The sequence below is a fragment of the Streptomyces cylindrosporus genome (assembly GCF_022698165.1).
Classification (GTDB): domain Bacteria; phylum Actinomycetota; class Actinomycetes; order Streptomycetales; family Streptomycetaceae; genus Streptomyces; species Streptomyces cylindrosporus.
Window position 1 is genome coordinate 19,358 of sequence record NZ_JALDAY010000009.1, and the last position, 14,359, is coordinate 33,716.

The following is a 14,359-nucleotide window of genomic DNA, read 5'->3' on the forward strand; positions in this document are numbered from 1 at the left end:
AGTCCCGACCACCAAAGGATCCGACCACCAGCGGATCCACGAGCAAACGGTTCGGCTACCAGAAAGGCCCCGCGATGCCCGACTCGCCCGCTGACCGTCCCGCCGCCGTGCCGATCGCCGTGGTCGGCATCGGCTGCCGCTTCCCGGGCGGCCACGGCACCGCCCAGTTCTGGTCGTCCCTCACCGCGGGGCGCGACGCCATCTCCGAGGTGCCGCCCGAACGGTTCGACGTGGACGCCTACTACGTCCCCGGACCACACCGGCCAGGCCGCATCAACACGCGCTACGGCGGCTTCCTCGACCGGATCGACACGTTCGACGCGGGCTTCTTCGGGATCTCCCCGAAGGAGGCGGCCCAGATGGACCCGCAGCAACGGCTGCTCCTGGAAACCACCCACGAGGCGTTCGAGGACGCCGGCATCGCGGTGGACACCCTGGCCGGGACCCGGACCGGGGTGTTCGTCGGCCAGCTCACCGCGGAGTACTGGGACCTGCTCAACCGCGACGGCGACCTCGACATCTACGCCAACGCGGGCACCACCCGCTCCATCACCTCCGGGCGCCTGTCGTACGTGTTCGACCTGCACGGGCCGAGCATGACGGTGGACACCGCCTGTTCGTCGTCGCTGACCGCCGTCCACCTCGCCGTGCAGAGCCTGCGCGCCGGGGAGTCGGACATCGCGCTGGCCGGTGCCACCAACCTGGTGCTCGAACCCTGGCCGGCCATCACCTTCTGCCAGGCCGACATGCTCGCGCCGGACGGGCGCTGCAAGTTCGCCTCGCCCGCCGCCGACGGGTTCATCCGCAGCGACGGCGTGGCCGCCGTCGTCCTGAAGACCCTGGAGCGGGCCGAGGCGGACGGCGACGAGATCTACTCGATCATCCTCGGCTCGGCGGTGACCAGCGACGGACAGGGCAGCGGCTTCCTGCTCACCCCGTCCGTCGACGGGCAGGAGCGCGCGCTGCGACTGGCGTACGACGACGCGGGCGTCGACCCGGCGACCGTCGGTTACGTCGAGGCCCACGGCACCGGCACCCCCGTCGGCGACCGGGTCGAACTGACCGCTCTCAACGCGGTGTTGGGGCCGGGCCGGGACACACCCTGCCTGGTGGGCTCGGTGAAGACCAACATCGGGCACACGGAGGCCACCGCCGGGCTCGCCGGGCTCATCAAGGCCGCGCTGTGCCTCAAGCACCGGCTGATCCCGGCCAGTCTGCACGCCGAGGAGCTGACCACCAGCGTCCCCTGGGACGAGATGCCTTTCGTCGTTCCGCGCGAGCTGACCGACTGGGACCAGGACGAGGCGGCGGGCCCGCGCGTCGCGGGCGTCAGCTCTTTCGGCATCTCGGGCACGAACGCGCACATCGTCCTGGCCGAATACGTGCCCGTCGACGCGGTGACCGGTGCCGACGGCACGGACGACGCCCCCGTACTGCTGCCGCTGTCCGCCATGGGGACCACCGCCCTGCGCGAGGCCGCCGCCGACATGGCGGAATTCCTGGCGGACGGGGGCCCCGGCCGCGCGCTGCCGCTTCGGGACATCGCGGCGACGGCTGCCGTCCGGCGCCGGCACCTTTACTCCCGGCTCACCGTCGTCGGCACCTCGCACGACGAACTCGCCGTCGCCCTGCGCGCGTTCGCCGAAGACGAGGAGACCGTCGGGGACCTGCGGGTCGCCGACGACGTGGTGGACCGCCCCGTGCGGACGGTCTTCGTCTTCCCCGGCCAGGGCTCGCAGTGGGTGGGCATGGGCCGGGAACTGCTGGCCACCTCCGAGGTCTTCCGGGCCGCCCTGACCGAGTGCGACGCGGCCGTCCGGGCCGAGACCGGCTGGTCGGTCCTCGACCGCATCGCCGACGACGCGCCGCTGGCCGACATCGACGTCGTACAGCCGATGTTGTGGGCCATGGAGGTCGCGCTCGCCGCGCTGTGGCGGTCCTGGGGCGTGGAGCCGGACGCGGTGATCGGCCACAGCATGGGCGAGGCCGCCGCGGCGTGCGTGGCGGGCGCGCTGTCGGTGGCCGACGCCGCCGCGGTCATCTGCCGTCGCAGCAGACTCCTGAAGCAGGTCTCCGGGCAGGGCGCGATGGCCTACGTCGAACTCACCGCCGAAGAGGCCGAGCGGGAACTCGCCGACTACGCGGACCGGGTCTCGGTCGCGGTGGTCAACGCGCCCAACTCGACCGTCATCGCCGGGGATCCGCAGGCCCTGGAGGAGATCCTGGCCACACTGAAGGCGCGGGACGTCTTCGGCCAGCCGGTCAAGGTGGACGTCGCCTCGCACAGCCCCCAGATGGACCCGCTGAACGACCCCCTGATCGAGGCGCTGTCCGACCTCGCCCCCCGGCCGGGCGCCGTCACGCTGCACTCCACGGTCCTCGACGAGGTCGTCGACGGCAGCCAGCTCGACGCACATTACTGGGCGCTCAACCTCCGCGAGCCCGTGCGCTTCGGGGCCGCGGTCGGCGGCCGACTGGCCCTGGGCCGCACGCTGTTCATCGAGATGAGCCCGCACCCGATCCTGGTGCCCGCCGTCCGGCAGTGCTTGGCCGCGGCCGGGGCGGACGCCGGGCTCGTCGTCCCGTCGCTGCGCCGCGACGAACCCGAGCGCGCGACCCTGCTCGACGCGGTCGCCACCGCACACCTCGCGGGCGTGCCCATCGACTGGCGGCGCGTGTACGGCAGCGCGGCCGACCGGTTCGTACGGCTGCCGACGTACCCCTGGCAGGGGAGCAGCCACTGGTACCGGCCGCAGGACCGGCCCGTACCCGTGGCCGCGCGCCGGCATCCGCTGCTCGGCCCGCGACGGCCCGGCGGCGGCTCGGACCTCGTCTGGGAGGGGCCGCTGGACCTCGCCGCGAACGACTACCTCCTCGACCACCAGGTCCAGGGCACCGCCCTGCTGCCCGGCACCGCCTACGTCGAGCTGATGACCGTCGCCGCCCGCGAGGCGTTCGCGCCCGCGCGGCCCGCGCTCACCGGACTGACCTGCCACCGGGCCATGTTCCTGCGCCCCGGCGACGAGTTGACCGTCCGGGTACGGATCACCGACGACGGCTCGGCGGGGTACGGCATCGAGGTGGCCAGCGCGGCGCCCGGTGAACCGATGATCGTGCACGCCACGGCACGTGTACTCACCGGTGCCGCCGACGCCCCGGCGCCGGAGAGCGCCACCGTGATCCGTGCCCGGTGCCCCGAGCACTGGAGCGGCCGGGACTTCTACGACCAGTCCGAACTGACCGGCAACGCCTGGGGCCCGAGGTTCCAGGGCATCGCCGAACTCTGGCGCGGGGACGGCGAGGCACTGGCCCGGGTCGAGACCCCCGCCGGGCTGGACGTGACGGCGGATCCGCACGCCTTCCACCCCGCCCTCCTCGACGCCACCGCCCAGCTCGTCTCGGCCACCGCGCACGGTACCGGCAGTGTCTCGGCCGCCAAGGTGTTCGTCCTGGAGGGCATGGACGAGGTCCGGGTGTTCGGCAGCCCGCGCGGCACGCTGTGGAGCCATGCCGTACGCACCTCGCCCCCGGACGGCGACTCGTACTGCGGGGACCTCACCGTCACCGACGACGACGGCACCGTCCTCGCGGCGCTGCGTGGGGTGCGGCTGCACTACCTGGAGCCCGAGGACGCCCGACCGGCCGCCACGACCGGCCCGGCCGACACGGCCGAGATCCGGGACGACTCCGACTGGATGTACGAGCTGGACTGGCGGCCCGTGCCCGCCCGGCCCGGCGCGGCGGCGACCGGCGGACCGTGGCTGGTCTTCGCCGACCGCGCGGGCATCGGCGCCGAACTGGCCCGCGGGCTGCGCGCGGCGGGCCACCGGTGCGTACTGGTCAACCCCGGAGGCGGCTACCTACAGCCGGGACCCGATACGTACGTCATGGATCCGGGCTCGGCGGACGACCACCGCAGACTCCTCGCCGCACTCGGCGGCGCCGAGCCGTGGCGGGTGGTCCACCTGTGGAGCCTGGACGAGGACCGGCCTGATCCGGCGCGCGGCGCGTTGCACCTGATCCGGGCGCTGACCGCGCTGCGGCCGTCCACCGCTGGACTCTGGCTGGTCACCCGGGGCGCGCAGAAGGCCACGGCGAGCGACCGCGTGCAGGCTCCGGCAGCCGCCGCGGTCTGGGCGATGGGCCGCACGGTGGCCCGGGAACAGCCCGGGTGGCGGTGCGTGCTCGTGGACCTGGCCACCGGGGACGGCCCCGAGGCCGCCGGAGCGCTCCTCGGCGAACTGACCGACGCGGGGGCGGAGGAACAGGTCGCCCTGCGGGGCGGCGGCATCCGACTGGCGGCCCGGCTCGTACGACGGCCCTGGTCGGCCCCGGCTCCCGGCGTACGGCCGAGAACGGACCCGCGGCCGGTGCAGATGTTCGTCGACACGCCCGGTGCCCTCGACGGGCTGCGGTTCACCCCGGTGTCCCGGCCGGCGCCCGCGCCCGGCGAGGTGGAGATCGAGGTCGGCCATGTGGCGCTGAACTACCGGGACGTCCTGTGGTCGCTCGGTGTTCTGCCCGACTCGGCCGGGGCCCGGCTCGGCCTGGAGAGCACCGGTACGGTCTCCGCGGTCGGCGACGGGGTGACCTCTGTCGCCGTCGGGGACCGGGTGCTCGCGCTGACCGAGGGCGCGATGTCCACGTATCACCGCGTGCCGGCGCCGCTGGTGCACCGTATCCCGGCGGGGCTGTCCACCGAGGAGGCCGTCACCCTGCCCGCGGCCTTCGTCACCGCCTACTACTCGCTGTGCCACGTCGCCTCCCTGCGCGAGGGCGACCGGGTGCTGATCCACTCCGCCACCGGCGGGGTCGGGCTCGCCGCCGTCCAGGTCGCCCGGTGGAAGAAGCTGGAGATCCACGCCACCGCGGGCAGTCCCGAACGCCGGGCGCTGCTGCGGACGTTCGGCATCCGGCACGTCGCCGACTCGCGCTCGCTCGACTTCGTGGACATGGTGCGCGAGGCCACGAACGGCGAAGGGGTGCACGCCGTCCTCAACACGCTCACCGGGGCGGACGCCATCTCGGCGAACCTCTCCCTGCTCGCCCCGCACGGCACCTACCTGGAACTGACGAAGCGGGACCTCAACGAGCGCTCGCCGATCGACCTGCGCCCGCTGATCAACAACCTGTCCTTCTCCGTCGTGGACGTCCTGGAGATGTTCCGCAAGGAGCCCGAGGTCGTCGGCAGGCTGCTGCGGGACATCCTCCGGCTCATCGGGTCGGGCGACCTCAGCCCGTTGCCGTACCGGGTCTTCCCGGCCGAGCGGATGGCCGACGCCTGCCGGGAGATGGCCCGGGCGCGCCATGTCGGGAAGGTCGTCGTGGCGCTGGGCGCGCCGGTCGAGGAGGAGAGCGGGAGGCAGCCGGGCGCCGGGGTGGACGTGCCCGTGCGGGCCGGGGCGACCTACGTCGTCAGCGGTGGTCTCGGCGGCCTCGGCCTGGTGACCGCGCACTGGCTGGTCGACCGGGGCGCGGACGAACTGCTGCTGCTCGGCAGGTCGGCGCCGCCGTCGGACGGCAGCCCGGACCCGCGCCTTCAGGCGCTCCGCCGCCGCGGGGTGCGGGCCGAGTACGCCGCGCTCGACATCGCCGACGAGAGCGCTCTGCGCCGCGTTCTCGCCGACCGGGCGGCCGCCGGACGGCCGCCGGTGCGGGGCGTGGTGCACGCCGCCGGGGTGGTCGCCTTCACCAGCCTCGACGAGACCACGGACGACGAACTGTCGGCCGCGCTGCGCCCGAAGCTGGACGGGGCGATGGCGTTGCACAACGCGCTGGATGGTGCAGGGGCCGGGTCCGGGGCCGCCGCGGCCGAACCGCTGGACTTCTTCGTCCTGTTCTCGTCCGGTTCGGCGATCTTCGCCTCGCCGATGCTCGGTGCCTACGCCGCCGGGAACGCCGCGCTCGACGGCTTCGCCCACTGGCGCAGGCAGGCGGGGCTGCACGCGTTGTCGGTCAACTGGGGCTTCTGGGCCGAGGCGGGCCTGGCGGCCGAGTTCGGCAGGCGGCAGGGCCGGTCCATGGCACCGGCCGGGATCGGCACCTTCAGCCCGGCGGAGGGGATCCGGATCCTGGAGCGGCTGCTCGTGGAGGACGCGACCCAGGCGATGGTGATGCCCGCGGACTGGGAGCGGTGGGGGGCGATGTACCCGGAGGCGGCGACCTCGTCGCTGCTGAGGGAGCTGCTCGTACCGGCCGCCCGTCCGGAGCCTGTTCCGGCTCCGGCTCCGGCTCCCGCTCCCGTCCCCGTTCCTGCCTCTGTTCCTGCCTCTGTTCCTGTCTCCGGTGATCTGGGTGGGTATTTGGCGGGGCGGGTGGCGGAGGTGTTGGGGTTGCCGTTGGAGCAGGTGAGTCGGAGCCGGCCGTTGAATCGGCAGGGGATGGACTCGTTGATGGCGGTGGCGGTGCGGACGCGCGTGCAGGAGGAGACGGGGGTGACGCTGTCGATGGCGAAGATGCTCGGCGGCCGGACCATCACCGAACTCGCCGCCGAACTGGAAGCCGCCGTGGACCAGGACTCCCTGGCGGGGGCGCGCTCATGACGCGGGCGGCGCGGGTGCTGTTCGTGACCTGGGCCGCGCCCGGACACCTCTTCCCGATGGTGCCGCTCGCCTGGGCGCTGCAGGCGGCCGGGCACGACGTAGCGGTCGCGGGGCTGCCGTCCTGCCAGGAGGCCATCACCGGCGCCGGGCTGCATGCCGTCCAGGTCGGTGCCGCCGCGGCCCTGGCCCGGCTGCCGAAACGGCCCGAACTGGCCGCCTGGGGGCGGCCGGCCCGGTGGCCGGAGGGCTGGTCGGCGGATCTGGACCTGCTCGACGCGGACCGGCGCCGGGTGGTGCGCGCCCTCTACGAGAAGCAGTGCGAGGTCGGCGATCTGATGCTCGACGACCTCGTGGCGTACGGCCGTTGGTGGCGCCCCGACCTGGTCGTCCACGACGCGCTCGCCATGGCCGGGCCGGTGCTCGCTGCCGTACTGGGGGTCCCGGCCGTCGGGCACGGCTGGGAGGTCGGCGCCACCCTGCACGAGCCGACCGCCGACCGCAACGACGAGCCGCTTCCCGCCTACCTGCGGCTGTTCGAACGGCGGGGCGTCGCTCCGGCGGCCCCGCTCGCCTGGATCGACCCGTGCCCGCCCGCCCTGCGCCCGCCGGACCACCCCGAGGTCCGGCGGCTGCCGATGGAGTGCGTGCCCTACAACGGCCCCGGGCACCACCCCGAGTGGCTCGCCGCGCCGCGCGAACGGCCCCGGGTATGCCTGACGGCCGGAGTCGCCGGAGCCCGCTACCGCGACCCGGACGGCCCCGACGTGGTCTCGCTCACGCTGGAGGCGCTGGCGGCGACGGACGCCGAGATCGTCCTGGCGGCGGGCGGCCCCGCCGACAGCCTCCCGGAGTTCCCGGACCGGCCGGACCGGGTCCGGGTGGTGCGCGGGGTGCCCTTCCGGATGCTGCTGCCGACCTGCGACCTCATGGTCCACCACGGCGGTGCCGGGACGGTCCTGACCTCGGCCGTCCTGGGCGTGCCGCAGATCGTGGCACCGCCGTCGCCGATCTGCGCGGAGATCGGGTACGCCGTCGAACGGGCGGGCGTGGGCGTCATGCTCGACCGGCTCGACGACCCGGACCTGCTGGCGAAGACCGTCGGGGACGTGCTGCGCGACCCCGGCCCGCAGCAAGCGGCCGCCAGTCGGCTGCGGGACGAGACGCGGGCCCTGCCGTCCGCCCACGCGGTGGCGGACCATCTCGTGAGCCGGTTCACCTGCCTCGGCGGGCGGTGACGCGATGACCGCCGCGGACGCCTCGCACGTCGCAGTCATCGGTGGCACCGGTTTCCTCGGGCGTCACATCCGCGCCCGCCTCGGCGACGGTGGCGGGCAGGTCCTGTCGGTCGCCCGGCGGGCCGCGTCCGACGGCCCGTCCGTCGCGCTGGACGTCTGCGCCGCACCCCCCGCGGAACTCGCCGACGTGCTCGTCGAGCACCGCGCGACGGTCGTGGTGAACGCGGCCGGCGCGGTGTGGGACCACACCGGGCGCGGCCTGGAGGAGTCCAACGTCGTCCTCGTGGAGAAGGTGCGCGACGCTCTCGCGAAGGTGCCCTGGCGGGTCCGGCTGGTGCAGCTCGGCACGGTCTTCGAGTACGCGCGCCCGGCCGAGGGGGAGTACCTGGACGAGAACGCCCCGCTGCGCCCGTCGACCCCCTACGGCCGAACCAAGCTGCGCGGCAGCGAGATCGTGCTCGACGCCACCCGGGCCGGCCTGCTCGACGGGGTGGTGCTGCGGACGACGACCTGCCTGGGACCGGGTATGCCGGAGCCGAGCTTGCTCGGCCGGGTGACCAGGGTGCTGCGGGAGGCCGCCGCCCGCGGCGGCCCCGCGGTGGTGCGGCTGGCGCCGCTGACCGCGCGGCGCGACGTCGTCGACTGCCGCGACCTCGCGGACGCGGTGGCTGCCGCGGCCCGGGCCCCGGTCGTCGGCCGGGCGCTCAACATCGGCGGCGGCCGGGCCGTCGCGGTGCGGGAGCTGGTGGACCTCGTCGTCGCCGTGAGCGGTGTCCCGGCGACGATCGTCGAGGAGGAGACCGCGACCGGCCGCAGCGCGGGCGTCGACTGGCTGGCCGTCGGTATCCGGGCGGCCGAACGGCTGCTCGGCTGGCGGCCACGACACGACCTGACCTCCACGGCGGAGGCCGTATGGGCGGGAATCCCCGATCAACGCCACGGAAGGGCGTGACGGACCGATGGACCTTCGAAGCCAACTGCTGGAACTCACCCGGAAGTACGACCAGGAGCAGGCGGGCGACGGCGCCTTCCTGCCCGGCGTGACCCCGGTCCTCACCTCGGGCGCGGTCCTCGACGAGGAGGACCGGGTCGCCTACGTCGAGGCGGCCCTGGACCTGCGCATCGCGGCCGGCGCGCGGGCCAGGAAGTTCGAGAGCCGGTTCGCCCGGTGGATGAAGGTGCGCAAGGCGCACCTGGCGAACTCCGGCTCGTCGGCCAACCTGCTCGCGCTCAGCGCGCTCACCTCGCCGCAGCTCGGGGAGGCCCGCCTGGTCCCGGGCGACGAGGTGATCACGGCGGCGACCGGCTTTCCCACCACCGTCAACCCGGTGCTCCAGAACGGTCTGGTCCCGGTCTTCGTCGACATCGAACTCGGCACCTACAACGCCACCTTGGAGCGGATCGAGCAGGCGATCGGCCCGCGCACCCGGGCCATCATGATGGCCCACACCCTGGGCAACCCCTTCCAGGCCGCCGAGATCGCCCGACTCGCCATCGACCACGACCTGTTCCTGATCGAGGACAACTGCGACGCCGTCGGCTCGCTCTATCAGGGGCAACTCACGGGCACCTTCGGCGACTTCGCGACGGTGAGCTTCTACCCGGCGCACCACATCACGATGGGCGAGGGCGGCTGTGTGCTGACCAAGAACCTCCAACTCGCCCGGATCGTCGAGTCGATGCGCGACTGGGGCCGGGACTGCTGGTGCGAGCCCGGCGAGGACAACCGCTGCCTGAAGCGCTTCGACTACGACTTCGGCACGCTGCCGGCCGGGTACGACCACAAGTACGTGTTCTCGCACGTCGGTTACAACCTGAAGGCGACCGAAGTGCAGGCCGCGCTCGGGCTGAGCCAGCTGCGCCGCCTCGACGACTTCGGCGCCGCCCGGCGGCGCAACTGGCAGCGGCTGCGGGACGGGTTGCGGGACGTGCCCGGTCTGCTGCTGCCGGAGGCGACACCCGGTAGCGACCCGAGCTGGTTCGGGTTCGTGCTCACGGTCCTGCCGGAGGCGACGTTCACCCGGCGCGACCTCGTCGCGTTCCTGGAGGACCGCAAGATCGCCACCCGCAGGCTCTTCGGCGGCAACCTCACGCGCCACCCCGCCTACCAAGGGCGGGAGTTCCGCGTGGTCGGCGACCTGACCAACAGTGACATCACCACCGAGCAGACCTTCTGGATCGGGGTCTACCCGGGCATCACCCCCGAGATGACCGACTACATGATCGCGTCGATCCGGGAGTTCGTGGCGGCTTCGGGTTCCTGACGAGCTGTCGCGAAAGGGAGGGGGCGGCCGAAGGCCGCCCCCTCCCGTCGTACGCAGCGCGCCCGCTCACGCCTCCCCGAGTGCGTACCGTGCCCATCCGTCCGCGTTCACGTCCGGCTGCAGCGCGCCGTGCCCGGCCATGCAGTGCACGTCGCGCCACACCCGTTGGACGGGGTTGTCCAGGGACTGGCCGCGGCTGCCGCTCATCCGCAGCAGGCTGTTGACCGCGCCGAGCAGCAGGTCGGCCGCCACGGTGTAGTCGCGGGTGGCGCGCAGCGGGAGTTCCGTGGTGACGGTGGCCGACTCGGCCTCCTCGACGACCCGGCCGACCAGCGCCTTGGCCGCGTCCAGGTGGCCGGCCGCCCCAGCCAGCGCGAGGCGGACGCCGGGACGGTCGCTGGTCCTGGTCCGGTTGGCCTCGGTGCGCCGGGCCGTCCACTGGGTCCAGGTCTGCAGGGCCCCCTCCACGGCACCGATCCCGGGGCAGAGGAAGTACAGCCCGTTGAGCAGTTTGAGTGGGATGCGGTGCGGGCGGGCCGCCGCCGGGTCGGGGTCGCCCGCGAGCAGTGTCCGGTGGTCGAAGGTGCGGTGCGCGGGCACGAAGACGTCGTCGACGACGACCGTGTTGCTGCCGGTGGCGCGCAGCCCGACGTTGCGCCAGGTATCGAGCACCCGGTAGTCGCTGCGCGGCAGCAGGAAGTGGCGCAGCACGGGCGGTCCGTCGGTGCCCGGGGCCACGCCGCCCACGGTCGTCCACCGCGCGTGGTCGACCCCGCTGGCGAAGCTCCACTGCCCGGTCAGCCGCCAGCCGCCGTCGACCGCGCGGACGGTGCCCGAGGGCACCAGGGACCCGGCCAGCGGTACGTCCGGGCCGTCGCCCCACAGGTCGTACTGCCCCTCGGGGGGAAGGTGGGCGCACATGCGGCCGAGGGCGGCGAGGACCCCGGCGCACCACGCTGCCGACATGCAGCCGGCGCCCACCGCGGCGAGCGCCTCGCCGAGGTGACCGATCGCGCCGGGGGCGGCGGCCGAGCCGCCCCAGCGTTCGGGTACGAAGTGCCGCGCGAACCCCGCGGTCACCAGGGATTCGGCGACGGCGGGATCGAGGCGGTTGCTGTCCTCACCGGCGAGCGCGGCCTCGGCGGCCTGCTCACCCGCCTTGCTCGCCGCCGTCACCAGGTTCGTCGTGTCGGTCGTATCCGTCGTGTTCGTCATCGGGCCGGTTCCTTGCCTCTCGAGGTGGCCTGCCGGTCAGGGTGTGGAAGGCGCGGGCGTGGTGGACCAGCGGCCGGCCGGGGAAGACCCGGGCCCGGCGGACGAGGCCGACGAGGATCACGTGGTCGCCCGCGGGGATCCGCCGGTCGAGTGCGCACTCGATCCGGGCGAGCGTCCCGGCCAGCAACGGCACGCCGTCCAGGCCGGGGGAGGTGCGCAGGCCGTCGTACTTGTCGTGGCCCTTGGTGGCGAACAGCCGGGCGAGCGGGGACTGGTCGTCGCGCAGGACGTGGATGGCCATCGCGGTGGCGGTGTCGAAGGCGGGCTTGCAGTCGGCCCCGCGGTCGAGGCAGACGAGGACCAGCGGCGGGTCCATGGACAGGGCGGAGAAGGAGGTCGCGGTGAATCCGCGCCGCACGCCCGCGGAGTCCACGGTGGTCACCACGGCCACGCCGCTGGGCCACTGGGACAGACACGCGCGCAACCGCTCCCCGCCGACGGCGAGGGGCGGCACGGTGGTCATGCGCCGCCGTCCGCTGCCATCGGTACCACGGGGCCGCCGTCTCCCACCGAGCTGTCCCGTACGGCCATCTCCCGTACGGCGTCCACCAGTTCCGCCTGCCGTACCGCCGCCTCGCGTTCGGGGGCCGGGTCCTCCTGGCCGAGGACCATGGCCGCGAACCGCGCGGCCAGGTTGGCGAACTGGTCGTCGGGCGGCAGGGTCACCTCCTCGACGTGGTCCTGCCGTTCCACCCGTAGCACCGGGCTGTGGTCCGGCGGCGGGGTGAAGGCGCGGCCTACGACGATCCGGCCGGTGCTGCCCCACAGTGTGTACGCCGACCGGTAGGCGTGGGTGAAGCCGAAGGAGAGGTGGGCGGTGGCCGGTCCCGGCGCGCGCAGGAGCGCGTCGCCGCGGATGTCGACGCCGGTCGCGGGGTCGCTCACCAGGGTGGAGCCGACGACGGACAGGGCGTCGCCGAGCAGGAGCCCGGCCGCCCGCACGGTGTAGACGCCGGCGTCCAGGAGCGCGCCGCCGCCGAGGTCCGGCCGGTAGCGGATGTCCTCGGGTGGCAGCGGGGGAAAGCCGAACTCGGCTGTAAGACACCGGAGTTCGCCGATCCGGCCGGTGTCGACCAGGCGGCCGACAGCCCGGTGCTGGGAGTGGTGGAGGAACATGAAGCTCTCCATCAGCACCAGGGAGCGGCTCTTGGCCAGGTCCGCCAGGTCGTGCGCCTGCCGGGCATCGGTGGTCATCGGCTTCTCGACCAGCGCGTGCTTGCCGCTCTCCAGGGCACGCGCGGTCCACGGCGCGTGCAGGGCGGGCGGCAGCGGTACGTACACGGCATCGACGTCGTCGCGGTCGAGGAGGTGCCGGTAGCCGTCGGGGCCGTGCAGCGCGACGGCGTCGAAGCGCGTGGCCGCCGCCTTGGCCCGGTCGCGGTCCCGGCTGGCCACCGCCGCGATCTCGACCAGCGGCGTACGGGCCATGGCCGGCAGCATCCGGCGCATCGCGATCCCGCCGCAGCCGAGCACGCCGACGCGCAGCGGGGCCGGCCGCGCGGGGGGCCTCACCACAGGCAGTGCAGGCACGCGACGAGGCTGCGGGCCTGGACGTTGAGATAGTGGCTGTGCTGGAGCAGGGACGCGAGTTGATGGAGTGTCAGCCATCGGTAGTCCTCCGGCACGGCGACGGGGAAGTCGTCCCCGGCCTCGATGATCGTGTAGCGGCATTCGGCGTGGTGGAACCGGCCGCCCTCCTCGGACTGGATCGCGTCGAACCGCACCCGCCCCGCGGGGGCGTCGAGGACCACGTCCAAAAACCGCGGGCGCGAAGCGGCGGGCAGGGAGCGGTAGTTGTCGGGAGTGCACTGGACGGTCGGGGCGAGTTCGACCCCGCGCACATGTCCGGCCTCGGGCCGGGCGTGGACGAGGGCGTGCAGCACGCCGCCGAGGTTCTTCACCAGCAGCGCGGCGATCCCGGTGCCGCAGGGCGCCAGCAGCGGCTGGGTCCAGCCGCTCACCTCGCGGCTGGCCGCGCTCACCCGCGCGCCGAAGACCGTGAAGTGCCGCCCCTGCTCGTGCCGGACCTCCCACGCGTCGCGGTGCCAGCCCTCGACGCGCGCCAACGGGATCCGCTCGGTGCGCAGTTCGTGCCGGGCGGTGCGCTCGGTGAACCAGCTCAGCACCTCGGGCAGCGGGTGCAGCGCGCCCTCCGCCGCCGTCATCGAGCGGCGCAGCGCCGTACGGAACTCCTGTCCCGGACCCGGTCGCGGCGCGCTGGTCGGGCGGGCGAAGGGGATGCAGGACAGGACCGTGCGGGCGTCCATGTTCACCGTGTTGTCCCGGTGCAGGAGTTCGCGCAGTTCCGCGACGGTCATCCAGCGGAAGTCGGGGTGTGCGGGGACGTCCTCGTCGGGCGGGACCTCGACCACGATGTTGCGGTTGCGCTTGCCGAGGAACCAGGAGCCCTGTTCCGACTGCAGCACGTCCACGAGCACCCGGGCCCGGCCGGGATCCGTGAAGTACTCCAGGTAGCGCGTGGCCGAACCGCGGTGCACGCGGGTGAAGTTGCTGCGGGTGGCCTGCACGGTGGGCGACACCTGGACCAGGTTGGGGTTGCCCGGTTCCATCTTGGCCTGCGTCAGGCAGTGCAGGACGCCGTCGATCTCCTTGACGACGAAGCCGAGCAGGCCGATCTCGGGCTGGACGATGATGGGCTGGTCCCAGGTGCCGACCGGGCCGGCGTCCGCGTGCACGCGCAGCCCCTCGACCGTGAAGAACTTCCCGCTGCGGTGCGTCAGGTTGCCGGTGCCGGGCTGGACGGACCAGTCGCCCAACTCGGCGAAGGGCACCCGGGTCACCTCGAACCGGTGGGCGTCCCGGCGGGCGATGAGCCAGTCGAGCGATTCCTTGGCCGCGGCGTCGGCGTCGGCCACCGACCCCGACTCGGTGAACCGGGCGGCCGGCTCCGGTCCTCGCGTCGTCAGCGGATGATCACGGGTCACGGGGCACCTCTCACGGGTGGCGGATACGCCCGCACACCGTGGCAAGCGCATCTGGTGCCCAGCTCGACGCGAACTCGAACAGCCGTACCCCGCCGCGC

Annotated in this window: 8 protein-coding genes; 4 read left to right on the top strand and 4 right to left on the bottom strand. The window is 73.8% G+C overall.

What is annotated here, in order from left to right; all coding sequences use genetic code 11:
* The first annotated feature begins 74 nt into the window (after positions 1 to 74).
* Genes MQP27_RS28530 through rfbH form a run of 4 tightly spaced genes read left to right on the top strand, consistent with a single transcriptional unit; the run spans position 75 to position 10,041 of the window.
* On the top strand, positions 75 to 6,542 hold the full coding sequence (locus MQP27_RS28530; protein ID WP_242768811.1) for a type I polyketide synthase: 6,468 nt from the start codon (positions 75 to 77) through the stop codon (positions 6,540 to 6,542).
* On the top strand, positions 6,539 to 7,777 hold the full coding sequence (locus MQP27_RS28535) for a nucleotide disphospho-sugar-binding domain-containing protein (protein ID WP_242768812.1): 1,239 nt from the start codon (positions 6,539 to 6,541) through the stop codon (positions 7,775 to 7,777). The genes MQP27_RS28530 and MQP27_RS28535 overlap by 4 nt, the downstream gene beginning before the upstream one ends.
* Positions 7,778 to 7,781: 4 nt before the next feature.
* Positions 7,782 to 8,729 (top strand): NAD-dependent epimerase/dehydratase family protein, encoded by a 948-nt coding sequence (locus MQP27_RS28540; RefSeq protein WP_242768813.1) that lies wholly within the window; start codon positions 7,782 to 7,784, stop codon positions 8,727 to 8,729.
* A gap of 7 nt (positions 8,730 to 8,736) precedes the next feature.
* The gene (gene rfbH / locus MQP27_RS28545) at positions 8,737 to 10,041 is read left to right on the top strand and encodes a lipopolysaccharide biosynthesis protein RfbH (RefSeq protein WP_242768814.1); all 1,305 of its coding nucleotides are present in this window, start codon (positions 8,737 to 8,739) and stop codon (positions 10,039 to 10,041) included.
* A gap of 66 nt (positions 10,042 to 10,107) precedes the next feature.
* On the opposite strand, the gene MQP27_RS28550 is transcribed toward rfbH, so the two are convergent.
* Genes MQP27_RS28550 through MQP27_RS28565 form a run of 4 tightly spaced genes read right to left on the bottom strand, consistent with a single transcriptional unit; the run spans position 10,108 to position 14,261 of the window.
* Positions 10,108 to 11,256, bottom strand: a complete 1,149-nt coding sequence (locus MQP27_RS28550) for an acyl-CoA dehydrogenase family protein (protein ID WP_242768815.1) — start codon at positions 11,254 to 11,256, stop codon at positions 10,108 to 10,110.
* Entirely contained in the window at positions 11,192 to 11,779 is a 588-nt protein-coding gene (locus MQP27_RS28555; RefSeq protein WP_242768816.1) for a flavin reductase family protein, read from the bottom strand. Before MQP27_RS28555 ends, MQP27_RS28550 begins: the two co-directional genes overlap by 65 nt.
* Positions 11,776 to 12,846 (bottom strand): Gfo/Idh/MocA family protein, encoded by a 1,071-nt coding sequence (locus MQP27_RS28560; RefSeq protein WP_242768817.1) that lies wholly within the window; start codon positions 12,844 to 12,846, stop codon positions 11,776 to 11,778. The genes MQP27_RS28555 and MQP27_RS28560 overlap by 4 nt, the downstream gene beginning before the upstream one ends.
* Positions 12,825 to 14,261 carry an NDP-hexose 2,3-dehydratase family protein gene (locus MQP27_RS28565; RefSeq protein WP_242768818.1) on the bottom strand — a complete coding sequence of 479 codons (1,437 nt, stop codon included), beginning with the start codon at positions 14,259 to 14,261 and terminating at the stop codon, positions 12,825 to 12,827. Before MQP27_RS28565 ends, MQP27_RS28560 begins: the two co-directional genes overlap by 22 nt.
* Between the last annotated feature and the right edge of the window lie 98 nt (positions 14,262 to 14,359).

Bases quoted from the DNA above. Each gene is read 5' to 3' on its own strand.
- MQP27_RS28530 (WP_242768811.1), top strand. From the start codon at position 75: ATGCCCGACTCGCCCGCTGACCGTCCCGCCGCCGTGCCGATCGCCGTG.
- MQP27_RS28535 (WP_242768812.1), top strand. From the start codon at position 6,539: ATGACGCGGGCGGCGCGGGTGCTGTTCGTGACCTGGGCCGCGCCCGGA.
- MQP27_RS28540 (WP_242768813.1), top strand. From the start codon at position 7,782: ATGACCGCCGCGGACGCCTCGCACGTCGCAGTCATCGGTGGCACCGGT.
- rfbH (WP_242768814.1), top strand. From the start codon at position 8,737: ATGGACCTTCGAAGCCAACTGCTGGAACTCACCCGGAAGTACGACCAG.
- MQP27_RS28550 (WP_242768815.1), bottom strand. From the start codon at position 11,256: ATGACGAACACGACGGATACGACCGACACGACGAACCTGGTGACGGCG.
- MQP27_RS28555 (WP_242768816.1), bottom strand. From the start codon at position 11,779: ATGACCACCGTGCCGCCCCTCGCCGTCGGCGGGGAGCGGTTGCGCGCG.